Consider the following 25,442-nt stretch of genomic DNA (forward strand, 5'->3'; position numbering starts at 1 on the left):
GTCGCCTTTAACATGTTTACTCTTCCACAACACGCCAAACTTCGTCTTGTATCAGACGGGCCATGAGGCGCATACCGCCTGTCTCCCTGGCGTGAACGGGTTTTGCTCAGGTGAATGCATCCGGCATTGAGTTCTTTTTATCCTCAATAAAGGCAAGCAGCTTTGCGTCAATTTCCGCATCAAGCTCAGGTGCCTCATATTGATCGAGCCACTGCCGGCAAAGCTTGTTGGCACGGCTTTCAACGCGGGTTTCGCCCTCTGCAAGCCACTGCTCATAAGAATTATTGTCAGCAACCGTTGAACGATAGAAGGCTGTTTGGAAGTTCGCCTGCGTATGCGCGCATCCCAGATAGTGGGAACCCGGCCCAACTTCCGAAATAGCATCAAGAGCCTGCCCGTTCTCGGAAAGGTCGACTCCTTTGCTCATAGCCTGCAACATGCCCAACTGATCAACATCAATCATGAATTTCTCATAGGAAGAGACCAACCCGCCTTCCAGCCAGCCAGCGGAATGCAAGGCAAAATTGGTACCGGCCAGAAGCGTCATGTTGATTGTATTCGCGCTTTCATGCGCTGCCTGTGCGTCGGGAACTTTTGACCCGCACAAAGAACCGCCGGTTCGAAACGGCAATCCCAAACGGCGTGCTAATTGCGCTGCCCCGTAAGACACCAATGATGGTTCCGGCGTTCCAAAAGTCGGCGCGCCGGACTGCATGGAAATGGAAGCGGCAAATGTGCCAAACAAAACAGGCGCGCCCGGACGGCATAACTGCGTAAATGCTGCGCCGGCCAACACTTCTGCCAAAACTTGCGTCAATGTTCCTGCAACTGTGACAGGGCTCATCGCACCGGCAAGAATAAACGGCGAAATGATACAGCCCTGCCCCGCACGGGCATAAACTTTTGCCGCGCCAAGCATAGTGCCATCAAAGGTCATCGGAGAGTTGGCGTTGATCAAATTGATCACAACACAATTATTATCGACAAACTCTTCGCCGAAAACAATTTTCGCCATTGAAATCGTATCCTCTGCACGCTCAGGCGCAGTAACCGATCCCATAAACGGCTTATCGGAATATTTGATATGGCTATAAACCATGTCGAGATGGCGCTTGTTGACCGGCACATCAACCGGCTCGCAAACAGTGCCGCCTGAATGGTGCATCGCGGGCGCCATATAGGCCAGTTTCACAAAATTGCGGAAATCCTCAATTGTTGCATAGCGGCGCTCTCCTTCAAGATCACGCACAAAGGGTGGTCCATAAACAGGCGCAAAGACAGTCGCATCGCCGCCGATTTGTACGGATCGCTCGGGATTACGCGCATGCTGCGTAAAAACAGGTGGTGCGGTTTTTAAAAGTTCGCGGCAAAGCCCTTTTGGAAAACGAACACGCTCGCCTTCAACAATAGCTCCTGCATCACGCCACATTTGCAGTGCTTCTTCATCCTCGCGAAATTCAATGCCGATTTCTTCCAAAACCTTGTCAGCATTGGCTTCGATGGTCGAAAGCGCTTCCTCGTTCAGGACTTCATAAACAGGAATATTGCGCTTTATGTAGGTGTGACTTTCACCCGGCCCGCCGCCTGTACGTGCTGCCCTGCGACCGGCAGCACCCCGGCCCGCTTTTCGCGAACGCGCCCGCGCCGGAACATGAACTTCAAGCCCGGCACCTTCCGGTGTTGGAATAATGTCGTCAAAGCTCTCAGTTTCATTCATTTGCCTATCTCCGCAACAGGAAGCTACATATTTTGACTTCATATTCTGCCGACAGTGTTTTTTCGCGCTTCCATGTGCGCCTTCGCCTTGCTTTAAGACGACACGCAAAATTCATTTGATTGGTAAGAAGCACTTGATCGCATTGATATAATCACATAAGGATGCCTTTATGTATTGCTGACAGTCCTGCCGTGTCGTTTTCATATCAAGTAAGGTCGCACCAGATTCAACTTGTTAATAAAAACCGCGTTAGAATTGCATAATTATCGCGCACAGCCTGGGAGTTGACGATGTCCGACGAAGAAGAAATCATCCTTAGTGAATTGTCAGACGACGAACTTGTGCAGCAGATGCATGACGACCTTTATGATGGTCTTAAAGAAGAGATCGTCGAGGGCACAGAAATCCTTCTTGAGCGGGGATGGGAGCCTTACGAGGTTCTGACAAAAGCGCTGGTTGAAGGCATGCGGATTGTTGGTGAAGACTTCCGCGATGGTATTTTGTTTGTACCCGAAGTTTTGCTTTCTGCGAATGCCATGAAAGCCGGTATGGGCATTTTGCGCCCATTGCTGATTGAAACAGGCGCACCGAAACTTGGCAAAATGGTTGTCGGCACGGTGAAGGGCGACATTCATGACATTGGCAAAAACCTTGTGGGCATGATGATGGAAGGTGCCGGTTTCGACGTTGTCGATCTGGGCATCAACACGCCGGTTGAAGAATATCTGGAAGCGCTGGAAAGAGAACAGCCCGATATTTTGGGCATGTCAGCGCTACTCACAACAACCATGCCTTATATGAAAGTCGTGATCGACACGCTGAAAGAAAAAGGCATGCGCGATGATTTCATCGTTCTTGTCGGCGGCGCGCCACTAAACGAAGAATTTGGCAAGGCCATTGGCGCCGACGCTTATTGCCGCGACGCTGCGGTTGCTGTGGAAACCGCAAAAGATTTCATGAAGCGAAAGCACAATCAGGCTTCAGCGTAACATCAAACTTACATGGTATTAAAGGGTCGCATCAGCGGCCCTTTTTCATATTGATCGCCTTTTAGGTATCGCGCCAGGTCACCAGTTTGGTGACAGCGTAATTAAATACAGTATTCATCAACGCACCGGCCAAGCCTGCGAACCATGTTGATTGTCTGAGCTCAAACAAACTTTGCGCGATTGAAACATTGGCAAGAGCACCAATGCTGCACACAGCATAAAATGTGAAAAGACCAACCCAAAATTGGTTACCCTTCAGCTTTCGGTGGGCATAGGTCACACTATTATTGAGAGCAAAGTTCGAGGTCATAGCTGCAAATGCACCGGCGAATTGAGCCACGGCAAAATCAACGCCAGCACCATAAAACAGCGCAAACAATGTGGCCATATGAACAAAGAGCCCTGAAAAGCCGACCAGCGCATACAGCATAAAGCGCATTGGGATAAGGCCGCCCGTAAAGCGCGACACCAGCAAGCCGAAAAATTGCAGAGTGACCAAAAAGCCCAGCTTGCTTTCACCTTCCGCGCGTTCGCGGAACTGAAAAGGAACTTCCTTGATCGTCAGATTTTCACCAAAGCGGCTGACGATATCAAAGAGTATTTTAAATCCGTCTTTTGAGACCGTTTCAGCCGCTTTATCCGCTGTTTGGCGTGTCAGCATAAAAAATCCGCTCATCGGATCGCTTGTATAATTGCCGGTAATGTAGTTCGCCATTGAGGTTGCGATTTCGCTGCCCTTGGCCCGGCTTTTTTGCTGAAAACCGGCCTTATGATCACCGCCGTCAACATAGCGCGAACCGATAACAAGATCGGCGCCGTTCTTGATTTCATCAAGCATCACAGGCAGGCGTGTTTCATCATGCTGCATGTCGGCATCCATAACAGCCACAACAGGCGCGTTTGCCGCCATCATGCCCTCAAGGCAGGCACCGGACAAACCACGTCGGCCGATACGGCGAATGCACCGTATATGCGGATACTCCGACACCAGATTGCGCGTTATACCGGCCGTATCATCCGGACTGTTGTCATCGACCACAATCACTTCATGTGTGATAGACCCCATCGCCTGCGCAATCTTGTCCACAAGCGGCTTTATGTTCTTCGACTCATTATATGCCGGTAGAACAATCGTAAGTTCCGGAGCTTGCATATCATCCCTTTAAAATTGAACATTGTGCGACATCTTTACGACGCAATACACTGGCCAAAACACCCATCAAAGAGCTATTACGCGCTCAAAGGTGAAGGAATGGCCAACAAAAGCTCAATCACAAATGTGCCGGACACGGCAAAAACCCGGGTCATCGCCTGCGGCATGATTGCGCGAGAGGTGTTGGATATTTGTGAGATGAACGATCTGCAACACATCTCGCTGACCTGCTTGCCTGCTGAGTACCATCATAAACCACAGCTCATTGCGCCAGCCGTTGACGAGGCAATAATCAAAGCGCGCAATGATGGCTATGAAAACATATTCATCGGCTATGCGGATTGCGGCACCGGCGGACAGTTGGATATAGTCTGTCAAAAACACGGTGTGGAGCGCATAGAAGGCCCGCACTGCTTCTCATTTTACATTGGAAATCAATCATTTAATGAAAAGGGCGGCGACTACATAACGACCTTCTTCATCACTGATTTTCTTGCACGTCATTATGAAAATTTCCTGCTAAAGCCACTTGGACTGCTCAAACATCCTGAGCTGCTGGAAATGTATTTCGGCAATTACACGACGGCGCTTTATCTGGCGCAAACAAATGATCCTGAATTGGATAAAAAGGCACAAGAAATTGCCGCAATCTTGGGCTTAAAATACGAACGCAAGTTTACCAGTTACGGAGACCTTGCACCAGCACTTGCCAATACCCAAATTTCAGGTAACGGCATTTCGTAAATAATTTAGTTGCAAATTACGTGTATTCATAAAAGCGACACATGAATGCGCCTAATGGCGATGTAGTGCGGGCAGTTATGTTACAGCAAACGGATGAAACAATGAGTACGGTAGAGTCGGTAAGTGATGAGTATCATCCACGTCCACTATCTGCCGTTTTGCGTGCTCTTGCCGCCCGTGAAGGCGACTCAAAAGTGACAATCCGCTGCATCCGCGAAGCGCTTGCAGGCAGGTCATTCGCCGCATTCCTCATCATTACCTGCCTTATCAATATGCTGCCCTTCCCGCCCGGCTCGACAATTGTATTGGGCATACCGATTGTTATCGTAGCCATGCAAATGGTTTTGGGACGCAAAACCGTCTGGCTTCCGGAGTTTTTCCTCAAGCAATCATTGAGCAAGAAAGCCTTTGAAAAGCTCTCTACAAAGATAATACCCGCGCTTGAAAAGCTTGAGGGCTTTGTAAAACCCCGCGCCTGGCCGTTTCCGGATGTGAAAAGCGCCGAAAAAATTATCGGCGTTTGGGCATTGATATTGGGTATCGCTGTTGTTCTGCCCGTGCCGCTTGGCAATTGGTTTCCTGCATTTGCCTGCGCCATCTGCGGTGCAGCCCTTTCCGAGCGTGACGGTCGTCTATTGTTCGTTGGTGTGGCACTGGGGACAATATCAATCGCGGTGCTTATCGCCATGGTCATAGCGATCCATTTCGGCGTGACATGGATAATCGGCGGCTAGAAGGCCAAATACCTCCGGCAACCCGTAAATATCTGGTGATCATTCAAAAGAAGCACTGTCGTTTTTTGATCTTCGCTCGTCGTCATGCAACAAGCTGACACCGATACATTCATTCAAATTTCAACTGGAGGTACTGATTTTGGCCGACAAGATCATCGTATATTGGCGTGATATTCCTGCACAGGTAATTGTGAAAGCAGGCCGTCGCAATGTCGCAAAGCGCGAACTATCGCTACGTTTTACCGAAGCGATTGACATGTGCGCAATGCGCGTTGGCGCCAAGGATTCCGATGCATATCTGGCTGAATGGCGAAAGTCGGACCCTGTCCCTGTTGGCGATGATCTGGAAGCAGAAGCCGAGGCTGCTGCCACCGAGATCGAGACAGCATATGATAAGGATCGCCTTGTGGCTCTGGTCAAAGGTGAAGGCAAAGAAAGCTGAGGCAATATGGCGAGACTGGAAACGTGGACTTCAAAACTGCGACGGACGAATGCCAAGTCCGATTTTCAGCCCGCCAATGTCAGCCCGCACAGGCGCAAACAGCGCAGCTTCACAATCCGCCTTTGGGTTGTGCGTCATGCCCGTTTCTTTGAATGGTTTTATGAAAAATTCGCCAATCTGTTTCTGTTTCTCCATCCTTTTTGGAAAGCCGTTGGCTATCACCGAGCGGAAAAGCCGGTCACCTTTGTCGAGCGGCAGGTAAAAGGACTTTTGTTTGACTGCCGCATGTGCGGCCAGTGTGCTTTGTCGTCCACCGGCATGTCCTGCCCCATGAACTGCCCTAAACAATTGCGTAACGGCCCGTGTGGCGGCGTTCGCGCCAATGGCAATTGCGAAGTCGAACCGGACATGCCCTGTGTGTGGGTTCAGGCGTGGAGCGGTGCCAGCAAAATGCAAACGGGCACCGACAAGATAATGGCCGTGCAAAAGCCGGTCGACCAGTCACTTCGCGAAACATCGTCATGGCTTCGGGTCACCGCTGAAGCAGCGCAGGAAAAAGAAAGCGTCAAATCATGAATCCGGTCGATACTAACCCGCTTGATGCTGGCGCACCACTTGATCCGCTACCGGGACATTCTTCACGCGGACGGCTGGAACGTGTGCTTCGGCGCGGCGAATTTGCCGTCACATCGGAACTAAACCCGCCTGACAGCGCCGATCCTAACGAAGTCTATGAACGTGCATCTATTTTTGAAGGTTGGGTAGACGGTATCAATGCTGTCGATGCCTCCGGCGCAAACTGCCATATGTCCTCTGTTGCCATATGCGCCCTGCTGACCCGCATGGGATACGCGCCTATCCTACAAATTGCCTGCCGCGATAAAAACCGCATTGCCATTCAAGGCGACATTCTGGGCGCGTCGGCAATGGGCGTTCAAAATATCCTGTGCCTGACCGGCGACGGTGTGCAGGCAGGCGACCAGCCCGGTGCAAAACCTGTTTTTGATTTAGACTGTATGTCATTGCTCGAAACCGCACGTTCCATGCGCGATGACGAGCGCTTCTTGTCTGGCCGCAAGATCACCTATCCGCCCAATGTATTTTTGGGCGCGGCGATCAATCCTTTCGCACCGCCTTATGATTTCCGCCCGATGCGCCTCAAGAAGAAAATTGAAGCTGGCGCGCAATTCGTCCAAAGCCAATATTGCTATGATGTGCCCATGTTCCGCGAATATATGAAGCGCGTTGTTGATATGGGCCTCAATGAGCAATGTTTCATTATGGCGGGTGTCGGCCCGCTTGCGTCAGCAAAAACAGCGCGCTGGATGCGTTCCAATGTGCCCGGCGTTCATATTCCCGATCACATTATCAAACGCCTTGAAGGAGCCGAAAAACAAAAAGCCGAGGGCAAACGCCTGTGCATTGAAATCATGCAGGAGATAAAAGAGATTGAAGGTGTATCGGGCGTTCATGTTATGGCTTACCGGCAAGAAGAATTCGTGGCTGAAATTGTTCATGATTCAGGCGTTCTAAAAGGACGACAGCCGTGGAAACGCGAACCGCTGGCAGATTCAGCAATCGTTGCTGAACGCATGGAAGAACTCGTCGACGAGCAAAAACAAATTCCCGCTGAGATGGCTGAAAATGCCGCCAGCAACACTTGATCACAACCACATAACGATATAAACAATTCTTTATATCTTTGGGAGACTATAATGACACGCACGATCGTCGCATCTGCAACAAAAGAAACAATCATTGGATTTGATCAGCCCTTCTGCGTTATCGGCGAACGGATTAATCCGACTGGCCGCAAAATCCTGAATCAAGAGCTTGAAGATGGTGACTTTAGTCGCGTTGAAGCAGACGCAATTGCGCAAGTTGCTGCTGGCGCAACTATTCTCGACGTCAATTCCGGTGCCGTATTTTCCGGCAAAATGGCGACTGATGCGCGTTATGCCGACAACAATTTTGTTGAACCGATTCTAATGCAGCAGTTGATTGAGCATGTGCAGGCGGTAACAGACTGCCCATTGTGCATTGATTCATCTGTTCCGGGCGCACTGGAAAACGGATTGAAGACCGCAAAAGGTCGCCCATTGCTAAACTCTGTGACCGGCGAAGAAGAACGCCTGGAAATGGTTTTGCCTCTGGTGAAGAAATATGATGTGCCGGTTGTCGCAATCTCAAATGATGACACGGGCATATCAGAGGATCCTGAAGTGCGCTTTGCTGTTGCAAAGAAAATTGTTGAACGCGCTGCAGACTTTGGCATTCCCGCGCATGACATTGTGGTCGATCCCCTTGTTATGCCAATCGGCGCTATGGCGACAGCAGGACACCAAGTATTCACGCTCGTGCGCCGCTTACGTGAAGAGCTTGGCGTTAACACGACCTGTGGTGCATCCAACATATCATTTGGCCTGCCGAACCGCCATGGTATCAACAATGCGTTCCTGCCTATGGCATATGCTGCTGGCATGACATCAGCGATCATGAACCCCGTTGCACTTCCAGTCGGCCCCAAGAAGATTGCAGAAAAACGCGCGCTTGTTGAAGCGGCTGGCATCATTTTGCCGGAAATGGACGACGAAACATTTGTGAAAATGTTTGGCATGGGATCGACAAAACCGCGCCCGGGTAAAGAAATGGAGGCCATTCGTGCTGCGAATTTCCTGCTTAATCAGGATGATGGCGGCGCTGCATGGATTAACTTTAACAAAGATCCTGATGCTGCAGCTGCTGGTGGACGTGGTCGCCGTGAGGGCCGCCGCTCGCGGCGCTGATTTGCTCAAACAAGCAAGAAATGCCAGACAAATGAATATTCCATTATTGGCCTTAGCGACGTCAATAATTGTTTATGTCGGCGCAACTATTTTGGTTTCTGTTGCGAAATTTAATGAATCAGTTTCAGCATAGGACACATTTTGACTGACCACCTCGTCGTTTTCACACCATCGGGCAGACGCGGACGCTTTGCCAAAGGCACAAACGTGCTGGAAGCTGCGCGCGAGCTTGGCGTTTATGTGGAATCGGTTTGCGGCGGACGCGGAATTTGCGGCCGCTGTCAGGTGGAAGTTCAGACAGGACATTTTTCCAAACACGGCATCGAATCCAAAGCAGAAAACATTTCTGAATTCGGTGCAAAGGAAAAGCGTTACGCAGAAAAACGGGACCTGAAGGAAGGTCGCCGCCTCTCCTGTTCTTCAACGATTGAGGGCGATCTTGTCGTCGACATTCCGCTTGATGTGCAGGTCAACGCGCAAGTTGTGCGCAAAGCTGCTGACAATAAGATTTTCGACCGCAAACCTGCTGTTCAACTTTGCTATGTTGAGGTTGAAGAACCGGACATGCACAAACCGCTTGGTGACCTTGATCGCCTCAAAGTATCGCTGGAAAAAGACTGGCAATATGAGAGTATCGAGGTCGCCCACCACATCCTGCCGCATGTGCAAAAGACATTGCGCCAAGGCAATTGGACAGCCACCGCTGCCATACATAAGGATGCCGAAACATCAGCGCCGACCCTGATCGCACTTTGGCCGGAACTTAAAAATGAAGCTTACGGCATCGCCTGTGATATTGGCTCAACCACGATTGCCCTGCATCTGGTATCTTTGCTTTCCGGTGCGGTAATCGCGTCAGCCGGCGCGTCAAACCCGCAAATCCGTTTCGGTGAAGATCTCATGAGCCGCGTCTCCTATGTGATGATGAATCCGGAAGGGCGCGGCGCGATGACAGATGCAGTACGCAAAACGCTCAATGAGCTGATCGGCGAAGTTTGTGACACGGCCAGCATTCACCGCGAAGATATTCTCGACATGGTGTTTGTTGGCAATCCTGTTATGCATCATCTGTTCTTGGGGATTGATCCAACTGAGCTTGGCGGTGCGCCTTTTGCACTTGCCGTTTCCGGTGCCGTTCATACGTCCGCAAAAGAGCTCGATCTTGAAGCCAATGAAGGTGCGCGCGTTTATATGATCCCGTGCATTGCCGGACATGTTGGCGCCGATGCCGCAGCCGCGACATTGGCAGAAGGCCCTCACCGCTCTGATGATATCATGCTAATGGTGGATGTCGGCACCAATGCGGAAATCGTGCTGGGCAATAAAGAACAGACGGTTGCAGCCTCCTCGCCTACCGGTCCTGCATTTGAAGGGGCTGAAATTTCAGGCGGTCAACGCGCGGCACCGGGGGCGATTGAACGTGTCCGTATCGACCCTGCAACGCTGGAACCCAAGTTCCGCGTTATTGGCTCGGAATTATGGTCTGATGAAGAAGGCTTTACCAAAAGCGTTGAAAAAACAGGCATCACCGGTATTTGTGGTTCCGGTATTATTGAAGTTGTTGCTGAGATGTTTTTGGCAGGCATTATTTCGGAAGATGGTGTTGTTGACGGATCGCTTGCCGGACGCTCCAGCCGCGTACAGGAAAACGGGCGCACATTTTCTTACATGCTGCATGATGGCGCGCAGAAAATTATTATCTCGCAAAACGATGTACGCGCTATCCAATTGGCAAAAGCCGCGCTTTATGCAGGCATCAAGCTTTTAATGGATAAGCAAAACATCACACAAGTTAATCAGATTCGCTTTGCCGGTGCATTCGGTTCATTTATCGACCCTAAATACGCAATGGTTTTGGGCCTCATTCCCGACTGCGAAATCGAAAATGTAAAAGCCGTGGGCAATGCCGCCGGTACCGGTGCGCGAATGGCGCTCGTCAATCGCGATTACCGGCGTGAAATTGAAAAAACCGTCCGCGAGATCGAAAAAGTCGAAACAGCTTTGGAGCCCAAATTCCAAGAGCATTTCATCAATGCAATGGCTTTGCCTAACAAGGTCGACCGTTTCGAAAAGCTTGGCAAAGTTGTCAATCTGCCCGAGCGCAAAAAAGGGGCCGACGACAACAACGAGCAGACACGACCGCGTAGATCTGGTGGAAGAAGACGCCGCGCTTGATTTTGTATCTTTCATGAACCGGCAGATAGGCTAAAGCTGAATTCATGTTATTCAAACGCATCAATCCGGTCATTTTGATTCTTGCAATCTGGTTCGCGGGCCTCGGCGCGGCAGCACAGTTCGCCAAGATCACGATCATCTTTTCCGAAATCAGCACCTATTATGCTGAAAATGATGTCCGCTCCGGCTTCCTGTTGTCGACCGTTAGTTTGCTTGGTGTTGTTTTCGGACTTTATGCCGGCGTCATGGGTGCCAAATACGGCAATCGAAAACTCTTGATTTTCGGCCTTTTTCTCGGTGCGATAACGTCTTTTTTGCAGGTTTTTCTGCTGCCGTTCTGGGGTATGATAGCCCTGCGCGCCATTGAGGGCATATCGCATCTGGCGATCACTGTTGCAGCGCCGACCCTCATCGCAAGCTATGCGTCTGACAATCTTCGCACCTATGCGATGACCCTTTGGGGCACTTTTTTCGGTGTCGCATTTGCCGCGATGTCTGTTATCTCGCCTGCCATACTCAGCAATGGCGGTTTTGATCAATTATTCCTTTATCACGGCATATATATGCTGGTGATGGGCGCTGTGCTTTTCGTTTGCATGCCCAACCCGCGTGCAAATTTACCAGTCAAAGAAAAACCCGCGCCGGACACCAACTTTTTGACCGCGCATATTGAGGCTTATCGCTCGCCCTTTATTGCTGCCCCTGCCATTGGCTGGGCATTTTATACGCTGACATTCGTAGCAATGATGACGCTGCTTCCGCAATTCATTCCCGATGATCAAAAACTGTTCGTCATCGGCGCAATGCCCATAACCAGTATTATCGCCTCTCTTACACTCGGCACATTCCTTTTGCGTATAATGAGTGCGGTGAGCGTTGTTATGGTCGGCTTCGCATTCGCTTTCGCCGTCTCAATCGCGATGTTTTTCACCGGCATCAACGCTTCAATGGCGATATTAATATATATCGGACTGGGCCTCGTCCAAGGCGCAACTTTTGCCGCTGTTCCGCAGCTAAATGAGACGATTGAAGACCGTTCGAAAGCCAATGGCTTGCTTGTCCAGACAGGCAATCTTGGCAATTTGTTTGGCACACCCATCCTTGCCGCTGCAATCGGCACATTCGATCAAAGTGGCATGCTGACCATCGCCTGCCTGAGTTACATCCTTGCTATTTGCGCTCACGCATTTTGCAGCCACCTCAGGAACTGGTATCGTCCGGCTTAAGAGCGCGCAAACACTAAAACCATCTTTGGCAAAATTGAAATTTGCCGCTGGAAATTATGACCTGCAAATCAAATTTCTCTTGCTAAAACAGCATGTTTGATGATTTGCTTTGAGGGTGGAGTTAACGCCCCAGAATTGGGTATTAATTGAGGGATGATGGCCATGAGCGAGGCCCAATCAAATTCGGTAGCATACCGGCGCAATGTCGTGTTTTATCTGTTGCCCGAATTTACAATGATTGCCTTCACATCAGCGGTTGAAGCCTTGCGCTCTGCCAACCGTATGCTGGGCTATGATGCCTATAGCTGGCGACTTTCGTGTGAGTTAGGCGGCACAATTGCGGCTTCCAATGGCGTCGAAATTACCACGAAAACGTCAATTGAAGAAGAACGCAAACTCTTGAGCGCTTCCAGCAGGCCGACCCTTTTTCTGATCTGTGGCGGCACCAATGTTGAAAAATATGCGACAAAATCGGTCATGGGTCTCGTGCGTGAAGAATATGCGCGGGGCATCGCAATTGGTGGTTTGTGCACGGCTGCCTATGTCATTGCAGCAGCAGGTCTTTTAAGCGGCAAAAGATGCGCCATTCATTGGGAAAATCTACCGGGATTTCAAGAAAAGTTTCCAAAAGCTGATGTTTACGCCGATCTGTTTGAAGTCGATTCAAACATTTACACCTGCGCAGGCGGTACGGCGGCGCTGGATATGATGTTGTCGTTAATTCTTGAAGATTTCGGTGATGATCTGGTCAACCGCATTTGCGAACAAATGCTGACGGACCGCGTTCGCGCGGCCAGCGACCGCCAACGGCTACCGCTTCGCGCGCGCCTTGGCGTGCAAAACGCCCGCGTTCTGGCCATTATCGAATTGATGGAAGCCAACCTTTCCGAGCCATTGTCATTGCTGGAAATTGCCGATCATGTCGGCCTGTCACGCAGGCAGATCGAGCGTCTTTTCCGTCATGAAATGGGCCGCTCTCCGGCACGCTATTATTTGGAAATCAGGCTTGATAGAGCGCGCCACTTGCTTCTGCAATCCGGCCTGCCCGTTGTTGAAATTGCGATCGCATGCGGCTTTGTTTCAGCCTCGCACTTTTCCAAATGTTACCGCGAACTTTATGCCAAATCACCACAGCAGGAACGCGCTGAACGCAAACAACTACTCGTAGCTTGAAAGATAAATATGAACAGAAGACACTTTATAGCGGGTCTACTGGGGCTTTTCCTTGCCATTTCTCCAGCGCAAAGCGCCGAAAAATCCTTCGTTTTGGCAACAACAACGTCAACTGAAAATTCTGGTTTGCTTGATACCATAATTCCAAAATTCACAGCAAAAACAGGTATTAATGTCAAAGTTGTTGCCATCGGTACCGGCCAGGCTCTTGCCATGGGTCGACGCGGAGATGCCGCCGCACTTTTAACCCACGATCGGATTGGCGAAGATAAATTTGTCAGTGAAGGCCACGGCAAAGACCGCCGCGATGTTATGTATAACGATTTCATACTTATCGGTCCGAGCAGCGACCCTGCCAAACTCAAAGAGGCTAAAACAACCAAAGAAGCGCTTAGCGCGATTGTTGAAAACGGTGCGACCTTTATCTCACGCGGCGATGACAGCGGCACCCACCGCAAAGAACTGCGCGAATGGAAAAATGCAGGCTTTACCGTTGCGGACTTCGGCCCATGGTACCGCGAAGCCGGCAGCGGTATGGGCCAGACAATTATCACCACGACGCAAATTGGCGGCTACACATTGGCGGATCGGGCAACTTGGACAAAATTTGCCAGCAAGGCAGACCATGTGATTGTGTTCGAGCGCGATCCCCCATTGTACAATCCCTATTCAAGCATCCTTGTCACAAACACATTGATACCGGAAGCAGAAGCCCGTTTTGCCCAGTCCTGGCATGAATGGTTGACGAGTGAGGAAGGCAAGCAAGCCATCCGCGCGTTTGATATAGACGGCAAGCAAATGTTCTTTATCGATGGCGATTAAATTTTGGATTTATTGCGCTCACGCGTGACCAGAAACGTAATGACGGTTACCGAAAAAGACAATAAAACCAGAATGATACCAAGCCATACGGCAATGGAGAAATTGCCCTGCCTTGTCTCTAAAGTAATCGCGGTTGTCATCACCCGTGTTTCGCCGCGAATATTGCCGCCAACGATCATCACCGCGCCAACCTCTGAAATAGCGCGGCCGAACGCGACAAGAAATGCGGTCACAAGGCCCGCTTTGGCAATCTTGCCAATTTCCCACATGCGCCGCCACCGCCGCGCAATATCAAGGCGCAAAGCATCGCCAACCTCATTCCAGGCGGCAGTACAGGCGCGGTGAACAAAAACGGTGATCACCGGCACGGTGATTAAAACCTGCGCGATCACGATGGCAGTCGGCGTGAACAAAATATTCAGCCAGCCCAGCGGACCTGAACGCGATAGCAGCAGATAAACGACCAAGCCCACAACCACAGTGGGAACCGCAAGAAGCGCGCTGAAAACCGTTAGCCAGACCGTTTGAACTTTTCCGTTCAGCGTAGATATATAGGCGCCCATCGGCGCACCAATGGCAAGGCCGATCAGCGAGGCTAAAATACTGACCCGCAACGACAAAAATAAAATATCAATAATCTCGGCAGAAATATGCATGACGTTGATCTAGCTGATTGCGCTTCATAGTTCACGCAAAAACTTGTCGCATTAAGAACAGGAATTCCGGAAAGATTTAGGGATAAATCAAATTGGAATAAACCGCGTGTTTTTATGGCTTTGTTTATCATGGCCGGCGCGGCACGCAATGCGGACAACAAACATTGGGGAGGCTGTCATGGCTGCATTTCCGGCACAGGCAAAAGTAGTGATCGTCGGTTTGGGCGGCATAGTCGGCGCGTCCATTGCCCACCATCTGATCGAACGCGGCTGGGATGATATTGTCGGTATCGATAAATCCGCCATTCCGACAGATATCGGCTCGACGTCCCACGCATCCGACTTTTGTTATGCGACAGCGCACGACTTTTTAACCTGCTGGACAACGCTTTATTCCATTGATTTCTTTTCAAAGCGTGGCCGTTACGAAAAGGTTGGCGGTCTGGAGGTTGCACGTGTCGGTGATGATGACCGCATGATGGAACTGAAAAGAAAGGTCGCATCCGGCAAAGCCTTCGGCACCCGTGCAACAATGATTTCCGCCGCTGAAGCCAAAGAGAAATTTCCACTACTGGAAGAAGATCAGATTCAAGGTGCCCTATGGGATCCTGATGCGGGCCTTGTCGCGCCGCGCTCGCAAACTGTAGCCGGTGAACTCGTCGACGAAGCTGTCGCAACCGGAAAGCTAAAGAGCTTTGCCAATACGTCAGCGCTTGATCTAATTGTTGAAAATGGTCACATCAAAGGCGTCAAGACCGAGCGCGGCACAATCATGGCTGACAAGGTTATTGTCTGCGCAGGTCTATGGGGGCGCCTGATCGCCAATATGGTCGGTGAAGACTTGCCGGTCATGCCGGTTGATCACCCCCTCACCTTCTTTGGTCCATATACGGAATTTGAAGGCACCGGAAAAGACATTGGCTACCCGCTTCTTCGCGATCAGGGCAATTCAGCCTATATGCGCGATACCGGCGATCCAAAAACGCCTGAAGGCGGCCAGATTGAATGGGGTTACTACGAGGAAAAAGAACCCCGTCTTTGCCATCCGCGTGATATTCTTGAAAAGCATGAAGCGCGTCTGTCGCCCTCACAGCGTGATCTGCCGATTGAACAAATCATGGAGCCTTTGGAGCGGGCAATGGAGTTGACCCCTATTCTGGGCGAGCTTGGCTATAATGAAAACCACTCCTTTAACGGGCTTTTGCAGGTAACCACCGATGGCGGCCCTTCTATGGGCGAAAGCCAGAAAGTGCGCGGCCTATGGTACGCGGTTGCCATTTGGGTAAAAGACGGTCCGGGCATGGCCAAACTGCTTGTTGACTGGATGACCGATGGACGCACGGTAATCGATCACAACGCCATTGATTACGCCCGTTTCTATCCGTTCCAGACAACAGAAGAGTACATTGAAGCGCGCTGCACAGAAACAGCGATGAAAATCTACAATCCTGCGGTTCATCCGCGTGAGCCTTTTGCAGGCGGCCGCGGTATCCGCCGATCACCGTTTTATGAACGCGAAGTCGAGCTTGGCGGCTATTTCATGGAGCTTGGCGGCTGGGAGCGTGCGCATGGCTATGCGTCAAATGAACATTTGCTTGATAAATGGGCAGATAAAGTGCCCGTGCGTGAGAATGAGTGGGACAACCGCCACTTCTGGCGCGTTTCCAACGCCGAACATCTTGAGATGAGTGACAATGTGGGCATGGTCAATCTATCTCATTTTGCCATGTTTGATGTTTCAGGTCCGGACCGTGTTGCATTGATGGAATATGCCTGCGTTGCCAAAATCGGTGGCGACAACATGATCGGCAAAGGCATTTACACGCATTTTCTTGATGATCTTGGCGGTGTTGCTGCAGACCTTACCGTTATCCGCATGGCTGACCGCTGCCGCGTGATCGACGGCGCCGATGCTGGTCCCCGCGACTATCATTATTTGCGCAGGTTGGCCGAAGACAAGGGCTTTGATGTGACAATTGAAGACGTGTCCGAACAATATACCACCATAGGTGTTTGGGGACCGAATGCGCGCGAAACATTACAAAAAATCATCAGTGATCCTGATGCGCTCAGTGAGGAAAATGCACCATTTGCTTCGCTGCGCCAGATTGAGATTGCCGGAAAATCTGTCACTGCCCTGCGCCTTTCCTATGTCGGAGAACAAGGTTGGGAACTGCATATGAAATATGAGGACGGTTTGGCCGTGTGGGATGCCATCCGTGCCGCTGATGTTATGCCCTTCGGTGTGGAAACCTATGCCAATACACGCCGCATGGAAAAATCGCTGCGTTTGCAAAATGCCGATCTGCTGACCGAATACAATTTGATTGAAGCTGATCTTGCCCGCCCGAAGGTTAAGGAAGCAGATTTCCGCGGCAAGCAGGCCTATCTTGATATCCGCGCCCGTGACCATCAGCCTGCAACGCTTTGCACACTAATTGTCGATGACAATACGGACAGTCACGGCGTGGCACGATATCCGGTTGGCATATGTCCGGTTCTAGACAAGGATACCAAGCAAACCTTGGTTGATGAACTGGGGCGTCGCTCTTTTACAACCTCAATGGCTTTCGGTCCTACAATTGGCAAAAACATTGCTCTTGCTTACCTGCCGCATGATTATGCGCAAAAAGGTACCGAGCTGCTGATTGATTATATGGGCGAAGAATTTCCGATGTCTGTTGCAGGCGTTGGTTACGAGCCGCTTTACGATCCTGAAAACCTCAAACCCCGCAGCTAAACAACGGCGAATTTTCAGATTTATTAACCATAATATGATCACCTGCAGGTAAAGCCGCCAGTTACAACTGGCGGCTGTCATGGCTTGTGAAATAACCGGTATAAATCTGTGATCAAATTGGCAACTTCTGAACAAAGCAAATATTACGTAATCGCGAGTTGGGCATTGCTTGCGCTATGCGTTTTATTCCCCATCTTGGTCTTTTCGTTGCCGGTCAAAATTCCGATTGGAGCGTTTTATTGGGATAGCTATTTATACCTTGATGCACAAAACCGGATTGCGACGGGACAGCTTCCCAATGTCGACTTTTTCCCGCCTGTCGGCGCTCTGGGATATTATTTATTTTACTGGCTGCGATTGGTACTCCCTGAGAGCCAGCCCATGCTCGCGGCTTCCTGGGCACTGATATTTGTGACAGTTCCCTTAATGGCAGTTGTCACTTGGGACAGTTTGAAAACCAATGCCGTCACAACATTATTGGTGGTTCTGGGTTTTGCCTTTTTTACAATCGTGCCATTCAACACGACTGAATATTACTCGTATCCAGGTTATGACGGCTTTGCCATCTACAACCGTCAGGGCAGTCAATTAATTTACGTGGTGGCAGCAGCACTTTTGTTCATGCGTCAAACATGGCTGCAAGGCGTTGTCATTGGTCTGGCGATGACCGCTTTATTCTCCATAAAAATCACAGCCTTTCTCGCAGCTGGTCTGTTCTGCGCTTATGCTTTGCTCTGCGGTAAAATTTCAATTCGCTCGACAATTATTGCCATTATTATTTCCGCGATCATCTTGGCAATTACAGAACTGACAACCGGGATAATTTCCGCCTATCTGCGTGATATTTTTGAACTCGTCACAAGCAATGAGGGCGGACTTATCGGCCGCCTGTTGCAGGGCGGGGCCAGAACATTCGGCGTATGTGCGCCTGCGGCCCTTGCCGGACTGCTATTGCTGTTTGCCGCAAAATGGCAGCGGCTTGATCATCCGGCAATCTGGATTTTTGTTGCGCTTGCTGCCGGTGTTTTCTTTGAAAGTCAGAACACAGGCGGCCAAGAATTGATCTTCGTCATTCCGGTAATTGTGTACGCGATGTTTATCGTTTTAAAGAGCACAATTGCACCACCAATGGTTGGCGTATTATTGCTTCTGGGCGCGGCAGCAGCGTTACCGCCAATTGTTCAAACAACACAGCACGCGGCCCGTGCAACCGTTACCGCCCTAAAGCAAGCACCCCTCGAACATGAGAACCTGAAATCAATGGGCGACGTACTTGTTCGTGATTTTTTGGTAGAGCGCGAAACCGAAATCAGGCAGCACTGGCAAAACTATCCCGAAGCGATGATGCATTATGTCGAACTGGGCCAGCTACCCGAATTTGTCCTTTTCCAAGACTTTGCCTTTCAGGCGGCTTGGGCAAGAAATGCGGATATGGCTGTCACTGCCTTACTGAAAAAAGAAGCCGAGGGTCTCGAATATAAAACAATCATGAACATGGATTTCACCAATCCATTTGCCTATCTGCTAGATAAGGAAGCACCCAAACATGTTGCAATCGGCGCAGACCCGACCCGTATTGTGACAAAACTGCGGGAGGGTGAAGCGGAAGCACTTGCAGACACAGACATCATTCTGGTGCCACAATGCCCTTACACGTCGAATATTAGAATGCTGTCAGATATTTACGGGCCGGCTCTCGTCGATCATAAAGAAGTGGCGCTATCACAGTGTCATACCGCCCTTATTCATCCCCGACTACAAGCCGACTGGTAGTGCTGTTTGAAAAGCCTTAGGCAGCTTTATTGCCTTTGGCTTTCTTTTCGATGACTTGCGCGGCTATGAAGTCTTTGACGATCATCACAACGCCCTTGCTCATCATTTTGTCCATCGCGCCAATAAGCTGATCGACATTCTCTTTCGTACACACAAGCGGTGGTAACAGACGCACCACATTGCGGTTGTACTCGGTAAAGGCGACCAACACATCATGATCACGCAGTAACAATGCGCCCATAAATCCGGATAGCGATCCTTTCAGCTTGTCATCGAGCATTGCAACCGCCGGACGCATCACCGCAGGCAATGTCTGGCTAAAATCCTGGAATTCAAGACCAACCATAAGTCCCTGCCCGCGCACATCTTTGATGATGTCGGGATATTTTGCCTGCAAGCGCTCAAGCTCGGATTTAAGATATGCGCCGGTTTCAGCCGCATTGTTGATAAGGTTATCCTCATAAAGCGCATTGATGGTTTCCATCGCGGTGATACAGCCTTCGCCAATCCCGCCGAATGTCGCCGCCGCATGGATGAGTGCGGTTTTCGGCGTACCGTAAGCTTTCATGTAGATTTCAGTGCGTGCAATCATAGCCGCCATCGCGCATTTGCCGCCACCAAGCGATTTCGCGATTGCTGTTACATCCGGCACAACACCATAATGTTCAAAGGCATAGAAGCGCCCTGTTCGGCCAACACCGCACTGCACTTCATCGGCAAGCCAAAGCACGTCATATTTGTCGCATAATGCGCGAAGCTTCTGCCAGAATTCGGCAGGTGCCGTGTTGATGCCGCCGCCGCCCTGAATTGTCTCCAGGCACACGGTTCCGATTTCAGGGTGCGCTTTAAATGCCGCTTCAATCGCATCAATGTCGCCAAACGGTACTTTGACACCATTTTCCAGCAGCTTGAACTCGCCCTTATAAAGCGGGCCGTCCGTATAGGACAAAACGCCTTTGGTTTTGCCGTGGAAAGAGTTTTCCGCAAAGAGAACCATCGAGCGGTCCGGTCCGGCAGCGCGTTCACACACTTTCAGTGCCGCTTCCATAGCTTCGGAACCGGATGATCCAAGGAATACCATATCAAGATCGCCAGGCGACACCGCCGCGATATTATGTGCCAGCGCAGTTGCATATTGGCTCATGAAAGCCATTGCGATTTCATGACGTTGTTCGTCCTGAAACTTCTTGCGCGCTGCAATAATGCGCGGATTATTGTGGCCCATGGCGAGCGAACCGAAACCACCAAAAAAGTCCAATATCGCACGGCCGTTCTGATCATAGTAGAACATGCCTTCAGCGCGCTCGATCTTGATTTTATGAAAGCCCAGAAGCTTCATGAAATGCAATTGACCCGGATTGTAATGCGTCTTGAAAAGATCAGTCATCTTTTCAACGCTCATAGCCTTGGCATCTTCCACCGAAAGCAAATCCGGTTTGGAGACCGGACCCAGCACAGGTGTAACAACAGATGGCGCCGCAACAGTTTTACGTGCCTCTACCGGCTTTTTAGACTTTAAAAAATCAAGCATTTTCGTTCCTATTCCGCAGCAACAACGGTTGAGTTACCCACATTAACACCTGCATCAACGGCTCTGCGGTATTCCGCGTAAGCATCCTTGAGCATGTCTTCGTCACGATATTTCGGCGTCCAGCCAAAGTCGGCCTTGATCGCACTTGTATCACGCACACAATATTCATCCGCGATCATATATTGTTCAGGGTCCATAAGCGGGACGTTCAGCCAATCAAGCGTTGCCAGTGTCCATTTAACCGCAAAGCCAGGTGTCGGGATCAAAATAGATTTTGAACCGGCGGACTTGATCAAATCGCCCAGAAGCTCTTTCACCGGCGGCGGATTATCCGAACCGATATTATAGGCTTTGTTAGGCACGCCATGCTCCCAAGCCAGACGCGCAGCGTCAGCACAGTCAAACACCGAGATAAACTGATACGGGTTTTTACCCGAACCAATCATCGGAACAGGCAGCCCCATATCAATCAGCTTGAACAACTTGCCCAAAATACCAAGACGTCCAGGGCCAATGATCAAACGCGGGCGAATGATCGTGATATTCATGCCCTTCTCGCGCCAGCTATCGGCAATTTTTTCTGTCGCGGCTTTGGATGCGCCATAATGGCCAATCGGCTCAATCGGGTGCTTTTCATCCTGAGGCGTTTGAACTGTTTTGCCGTACACCATATCCGTTGTGTACTGCACCAGTTTACGCCCGCCGGACGCATAGGTATGCGCCATAATATTGGCAGCACCGAATGTGTTGACCGGATAGAAAAACGGATAACGGTCAATCCGCTTTTGAATCGGTGAAAGCATCATCGCGGACATGTTATAAACCATGTCACCTTTGGCAATCTTTACATCCGAAACAGACGCGGAGTTCGTTACATCGCAATGCACAAATTCAGCTTTTTTATAATGTGCAAGGTCGGTCTTATTGATATCGGCAACAAGAACTTTTTCGCCGCGCTCAACAAGGTCTTTTGCTAGATAGCGACCGACAAAGCCGTCGCCGCCAAAAATGACGTGTTTCATGAGTGATACTCTTCAGTTGTCGTTTGAGAAATTGTTGGGTCCTGCACCGGCGATCCCGACTGCGCAATGAGCACCGTGCCGATACAGATAAATATAATGCCGGCAATCTTGTAGGCGCCAAGTTCTTCGCCAAATAATTGCCAGGCAAGCACTGCCACCAGCACATAAGCCAGAGACAAAAACGGATAAGCAAAAGACAAATCGACCTTGGACAGCACAAACATATGGCTGGCCATTGAGATCACAAATGTTGCCAACCCAAAGAAAACCCAAGGTGAAAATACCACCATCAGGAGTTTCAAAATGATGTTTTCCTGCGCCAGAACAGAAGGCGAAAGCGTGGTCATACCCTGCTTGAGCATCAACTGGGCGGCAGCGTTTGTCGCAACCGTAAATAATATGAAAATAATGTATTTCATTTGTCTTCCCTATTCCCCTAAGTCAGATGTTAAACAGAAGGGGTTTCAGACGGTTGAATTAAATCGTTAGAATTGTTTGCAATCCCGTTTTTGGGCAATTTTTGTGCTGTTCGCCGCCAGAAATCAGACATAATCTTTGGATCACGGTGTGCTTCCAACCTTTCCCAGTTAGGAAAAGAGGCCGCAAAGGTTTCTGCGCTCATGCGTGCATCTTTATAAGGGTTCACACGTCCGCCCGCCTGAACGGTCAACCGATCAAGTTCGGCAAGCAGCGCCAGCGTTTTTTCGCCGCGATTGGGAAAATCAAGTGTCAACGTGTAACCGGGCTGAGGAAAACTCAGCAGCCCCGGAGATTTGATCGCACCGAACCTTTTGAGCACTGTCAGAAACGATGCCTGCCCTGCGCGTTGACTGGCATAGAGCATAAGGCGAATTGTATCGATAGCGCGGTCCGCCGGAATAGCGCTTTGATGCTGGAATAATCCGCGCGGGCCATATAACCGGTTCCAGTTTTCAACCGCATCCAGCGGGTAGAAAAAGCCTTGATAGTTGGAGGTCAAAACCTGACCGCTCTTGCGCTTCTTCGCCAGATAAAAAGCAGTGTTGAATGCCTTCAAACTTAAATGATTGAGCGCATTGAAAGGCAGGTTAAACGGCACCTTCAATTTCGCCGTATGAGAGCCGGTGTCAAAATTGCCATTGTCGGCATGATTGGCTGTCATCAAAATCCCGCGCTCGCCGGAAAGCTGGTCCAGCCATGCCACCGCATATTCATTATCGGCATCAGCTTGTTCGGCCTGCGCAAAATACTCATCCAATGTTTGAAACGGCGTCAGCTTTTCCGTCACGTCCAGTGATGACACTTTCATCATGCGTAATGTGACACGCGCAATCATGCCGGTGAGCCCCATGCCACCAATCGTCGCCTGAAACAGGCCCGTCAAATCATCCGGTGTCAGCCGGTGAACGCCGTCAGAGCGCACAAGGGTAAGGGCTTCGACATGGCTGCCAAAAGTACCACGCACATGGTGGTTTTTTCCATGCACATCATTGGCGACCGCGCCGCCAAGCGTGACAAATCGCGTGCCCGGTGTCACCGGTAAAAACCAGCCGGAAGGCGCGCAATAGTCAATAATTTCGTGCAGGAACACGCCCGGCTCCGCTGTTAACAGCCCGGTTTTCCTGTCAAAGGAAATGATGTTGTTCTGGCCGCGCATGTCAGCGAGAACGCCTTTATTATTGTGGCAGCTGTCACCGTAGGATCGCCCGTTGCCAAAAGGCAAATACCGGTCAGATGATGCATTTTGAATATCGCGCACAGCCACAGCACTGCTTACATGGTGGCGGTTGCGGTTATCCAGTCTGCCAAAACTGTCGAACTGCTTATCCAAAAGGTAACCCGCCTGTTTTGATCAGTCCGGCAAAGAGCATCAGACATGCGCCAAGCCCGATCATAATCTGGCTGCGCCAGTCCGAAATAATGAATACAACCGGATCGTCATAAAACTCGCGGCGGTTGGCCAAAATCCATACGCGCATAATGATGTAGAGAACCAGCGGGCATAAAGGCCAGATCAGGAACGGATATTCATAAAGTTCGAAGATCGCATCTGACTGAATATAAAGCGCCAGAACGAGGATCGATGCGAAAGCCGACGCTATGCCGCTTTGAGCAATGATCGACTTGTCTTCCGGCCGGTAACCACGGCCCGAAAGGCGCTCTTTTTCCTTAATGCTTGCCTGATCAAGTTCCACATAGCGTTTGACCAAAGCCAGAGACAGGAAGAAGAAGATTGAGAATGCAAGCAACCAGAAGGATGCAGGCGTGTAAGTGACAGCGGCACCGGCAACCACACGAATGGTGTAAAGGCCGGCAAGCGTCAGCACATCAAGCAGCAGCCAGCGTTTCACCTTTAGCGAATAGGCCGTTGTCGCAATGAAATAGACAGCAAGAACGATCGCAAACATCGCAGGCAGCATTGCCGTGATGAAGATTGACAGGCCAATCAGACAGAGCGCTATCTTTATCCCCGTCGCAGGATCAATCCGTCCGGATGCAAGAGGTCTTTTGCGCTTCGTAGCGTGCGTTCTATCGATCGCCAGATCAAACAGATCATTGAAAATATAAACAGACGAAGCCAAGAACGAAAACGCAAAGAATGCGCCAACGACATATAATAGCATCGTTAAATCAAATATCCGGTGATCCAGAATTGGCGCAACCGCAATAAGAACATTCTTTGCCCACTGGTGAACCCGCAGCATTTTAAGATATTCTTTAAGCTTGACCGGTCCGCTGTCCACCAATGTTTCCGCGCTGTTGGTTGCTCCCCAGCGGCGCGCATGTTTGTCAGGTGCAACAACAATTGATTTGCGCGCAGCGTCAAACACTGCCAAATCATCGCGGCTATTACCCATATAATCAAAACCGCCATCACCATACTCTTTGACGAGGCGTGCTGTTTTGTCCTTCGACTTCAAGTTGACCTTTGACGTCGAACCGATGACGACATCAAACAAACCAAGCTCTTCGGCAATTTTTTCGGCAATATGCTGCGCGCTTGCTGTAGCAAGAACAATCTTGCGCCCTTGGCTTTTTTCCGCGCGAATGTAGTTAAGCACTTCTTCGCGATACGGTAGCTCTTTAGGATCAACATCAACGCGCGAAAACACTTCCTGCTTGAGGCGGACTTTACCGCCAATGGCGACCCAATAGGGAACCATAAACAGGAAGAATGCATTGCGGCGAATGAGTATAAACAAGCACTCCCACAACAAATCTGCGGCAATTAGCGTGCCGTCCAGATCGATAGCGAGTGGAATTGATTGATTGTCGGTTTTTGCATCCATCTTAGTCGTCTAGCCCAGTGTCTCATCATCAAGATGGGGCGAACATGGCAGACAATTGGTAAGGATGAGTGAAGCAGAGTAGAAAATGCTCGAAAATTAAGCAAAAACCGGCAGTATCGTTAACCGCCGGTTACTTAGGGTCAAATATCGGTGTCAGTTAATAACAGCCGCACTGTCGACAATTTTGACACTCTCGCCGCCGGACAGCGCCGCACGGTCACCATTTGGCATTGTGATAAAACAACCGTTTTGGCAGATTGTTACAATCTCATTTGCACCAATAATAATCTCATTTTTCACACCGTCCTCGGTTACAAACAGTGTATGAGGCTCGGAATCTTTGTTTTCGATGCTTGCAGCAGAAGCCGCAAAGGCAGTCAGACTTGTCGCGACACCCGCAATCAAAGCAATCTTCATCATTTTCGACGACATATTTCGTCTCCCTTTCATGCTCCTAACAATAGAAGCCTTTCTTTATGGGCAATATAAC

At 50.1% G+C, this 25,442-nt stretch carries 22 protein-coding genes; 13 read left to right on the forward strand and 9 right to left on the reverse strand.

The annotated features are described in order from the left end of the window. Nucleotides 1–106: 106 nt before the first annotated feature. Nucleotides 107–1,717 carry a trimethylamine methyltransferase family protein gene (locus SU32_RS00570; RefSeq protein WP_201454841.1) on the reverse strand — a complete coding sequence of 537 codons (1,611 nt, stop codon included), beginning with the start codon at nucleotides 1,715–1,717 and terminating at the stop codon, nucleotides 107–109. 290 nt (nucleotides 1,718–2,007) lie between these two features. On the opposite strand from SU32_RS00570, the gene SU32_RS00575 reads away from it, so the two are divergent. Beyond that, nucleotides 2,008–2,706 carry a corrinoid protein gene (locus SU32_RS00575; RefSeq protein ID WP_053997372.1) on the forward strand — a complete coding sequence of 233 codons (699 nt, stop codon included), beginning with the start codon at nucleotides 2,008–2,010 and terminating at the stop codon, nucleotides 2,704–2,706. Nucleotides 2,707–2,767: 61 nt separating this feature from the next. Here SU32_RS00575 and SU32_RS00580 read toward each other — a convergent pair whose 3' ends face one another. Beyond that, nucleotides 2,768–3,859 carry a glycosyltransferase gene (locus SU32_RS00580; RefSeq protein ID WP_053997373.1) on the reverse strand — a complete coding sequence of 364 codons (1,092 nt, stop codon included), beginning with the start codon at nucleotides 3,857–3,859 and terminating at the stop codon, nucleotides 2,768–2,770. Between the two features lie 99 nt (nucleotides 3,860–3,958). Here SU32_RS00580 and SU32_RS00585 point away from each other — a divergent pair, with 99 nt between their 5' ends. The 10 genes from SU32_RS00585 to SU32_RS00630 all read left to right on the forward strand — a co-directional run bounded on the left by SU32_RS00585 (nucleotide 3,959) and on the right by SU32_RS00630 (nucleotide 13,961). Continuing rightward, a complete protein-coding gene (locus SU32_RS00585) occupies nucleotides 3,959–4,603 on the forward strand; it encodes a DUF1638 domain-containing protein (RefSeq protein WP_053997374.1) in 645 nt (214 codons plus the stop codon). Nucleotides 4,604–4,704: 101 nt separating this feature from the next. Further along, nucleotides 4,705–5,337, forward strand: coding sequence for an exopolysaccharide biosynthesis protein (locus tag SU32_RS00590; protein WP_211097645.1), 633 nt, complete (start codon nucleotides 4,705–4,707; stop codon nucleotides 5,335–5,337). Between the two features lie 139 nt (nucleotides 5,338–5,476). Then, a complete protein-coding gene (locus SU32_RS00595) occupies nucleotides 5,477–5,779 on the forward strand; it encodes a virulence factor (RefSeq protein ID WP_053997375.1) in 303 nt (100 codons plus the stop codon). A gap of 6 nt (nucleotides 5,780–5,785) precedes the next feature. Beyond that, on the forward strand, nucleotides 5,786–6,355 hold the full coding sequence (locus tag SU32_RS00600; protein WP_053997376.1) for a methylenetetrahydrofolate reductase C-terminal domain-containing protein: 570 nt from the start codon (nucleotides 5,786–5,788) through the stop codon (nucleotides 6,353–6,355). Beyond that, nucleotides 6,352–7,443, forward strand: coding sequence for a methylenetetrahydrofolate reductase (locus tag SU32_RS00605; RefSeq protein WP_053997377.1), 1,092 nt, complete (start codon nucleotides 6,352–6,354; stop codon nucleotides 7,441–7,443). The genes SU32_RS00600 and SU32_RS00605 overlap by 4 nt, the downstream gene beginning before the upstream one ends. A gap of 51 nt (nucleotides 7,444–7,494) precedes the next feature. Further along, on the forward strand, nucleotides 7,495–8,565 hold the full coding sequence (locus tag SU32_RS00610; RefSeq protein WP_053997378.1) for a methyltetrahydrofolate cobalamin methyltransferase: 1,071 nt from the start codon (nucleotides 7,495–7,497) through the stop codon (nucleotides 8,563–8,565). A 141-nt stretch (nucleotides 8,566–8,706) separates the two neighbouring features. After that, entirely contained in the window at nucleotides 8,707–10,740 is a 2,034-nt protein-coding gene (locus SU32_RS00615; protein ID WP_053997379.1) for an ASKHA domain-containing protein, read from the forward strand. Between the two features lie 44 nt (nucleotides 10,741–10,784). After that, nucleotides 10,785–11,966: an MFS transporter gene (locus tag SU32_RS00620; protein WP_053997380.1), complete on the forward strand. Its 1,182-nt coding sequence runs from the start codon at nucleotides 10,785–10,787 to the stop codon at nucleotides 11,964–11,966. A gap of 156 nt (nucleotides 11,967–12,122) precedes the next feature. After that, nucleotides 12,123–13,139, forward strand: a complete 1,017-nt coding sequence (locus SU32_RS00625) for a GlxA family transcriptional regulator (RefSeq protein WP_082376285.1) — start codon at nucleotides 12,123–12,125, stop codon at nucleotides 13,137–13,139. A gap of 9 nt (nucleotides 13,140–13,148) precedes the next feature. Beyond that, nucleotides 13,149–13,961 carry an ABC transporter substrate-binding protein gene (locus tag SU32_RS00630; RefSeq protein ID WP_053997381.1) on the forward strand — a complete coding sequence of 271 codons (813 nt, stop codon included), beginning with the start codon at nucleotides 13,149–13,151 and terminating at the stop codon, nucleotides 13,959–13,961. Here the strand turns inward: SU32_RS00630 and SU32_RS00635 are convergent. Beyond that, nucleotides 13,958–14,617, reverse strand: coding sequence for an ABC transporter permease (locus SU32_RS00635; RefSeq protein ID WP_053997382.1), 660 nt, complete (start codon nucleotides 14,615–14,617; stop codon nucleotides 13,958–13,960). The two genes, SU32_RS00630 and SU32_RS00635, sit on opposite strands and share 4 nt — an antisense overlap. Before the next feature lie 178 nt (nucleotides 14,618–14,795). Between SU32_RS00635 and SU32_RS00640 the strand changes: the two genes are divergently transcribed. After that, nucleotides 14,796–17,357 (forward strand): GcvT family protein, encoded by a 2,562-nt coding sequence (locus tag SU32_RS00640; RefSeq protein ID WP_053997383.1) that lies wholly within the window; start codon nucleotides 14,796–14,798, stop codon nucleotides 17,355–17,357. A 117-nt stretch (nucleotides 17,358–17,474) separates the two neighbouring features. Further along, nucleotides 17,475–19,130 carry a hypothetical protein gene (locus tag SU32_RS00645; RefSeq protein ID WP_144420984.1) on the forward strand — a complete coding sequence of 552 codons (1,656 nt, stop codon included), beginning with the start codon at nucleotides 17,475–17,477 and terminating at the stop codon, nucleotides 19,128–19,130. Nucleotides 19,131–19,146: 16 nt separating this feature from the next. Here SU32_RS00645 and SU32_RS00650 read toward each other — a convergent pair whose 3' ends face one another. From SU32_RS00650 to SU32_RS00675, 6 genes are all read right to left on the reverse strand, one after another. After that, complete coding sequence (locus SU32_RS00650) at nucleotides 19,147–20,661, reverse strand: aspartate aminotransferase family protein (RefSeq protein ID WP_053997385.1); 1,515 nt, start codon at nucleotides 20,659–20,661, stop codon at nucleotides 19,147–19,149. Nucleotides 20,662–20,669: 8 nt separating this feature from the next. Next, entirely contained in the window at nucleotides 20,670–21,683 is a 1,014-nt protein-coding gene (locus SU32_RS00655) for an NAD-dependent epimerase/dehydratase family protein (protein WP_053997386.1), read from the reverse strand. Next, complete coding sequence (locus SU32_RS00660; RefSeq protein ID WP_053997387.1) at nucleotides 21,680–22,102, reverse strand: DMT family transporter; 423 nt, start codon at nucleotides 22,100–22,102, stop codon at nucleotides 21,680–21,682. Before SU32_RS00660 ends, SU32_RS00655 begins: the two co-directional genes overlap by 4 nt. A gap of 29 nt (nucleotides 22,103–22,131) precedes the next feature. Further along, the gene (locus SU32_RS00665) at nucleotides 22,132–23,493 is read right to left on the reverse strand and encodes an FAD-binding oxidoreductase (protein ID WP_053997388.1); all 1,362 of its coding nucleotides are present in this window, start codon (nucleotides 23,491–23,493) and stop codon (nucleotides 22,132–22,134) included. After that, nucleotides 23,486–24,952, reverse strand: coding sequence for a UbiA family prenyltransferase (locus SU32_RS00670; protein WP_053997389.1), 1,467 nt, complete (start codon nucleotides 24,950–24,952; stop codon nucleotides 23,486–23,488). Before SU32_RS00670 ends, SU32_RS00665 begins: the two co-directional genes overlap by 8 nt. A gap of 153 nt (nucleotides 24,953–25,105) precedes the next feature. Continuing rightward, nucleotides 25,106–25,384: a hypothetical protein gene (locus tag SU32_RS00675; protein ID WP_201454842.1), complete on the reverse strand. Its 279-nt coding sequence runs from the start codon at nucleotides 25,382–25,384 to the stop codon at nucleotides 25,106–25,108. Nucleotides 25,385–25,442 lie beyond the last annotated feature (58 nt).

Source organism: Ahrensia marina, from assembly GCF_001293565.1.
GTDB lineage: Bacteria > Pseudomonadota > Alphaproteobacteria > Rhizobiales > Rhizobiaceae > Ahrensia > Ahrensia marina.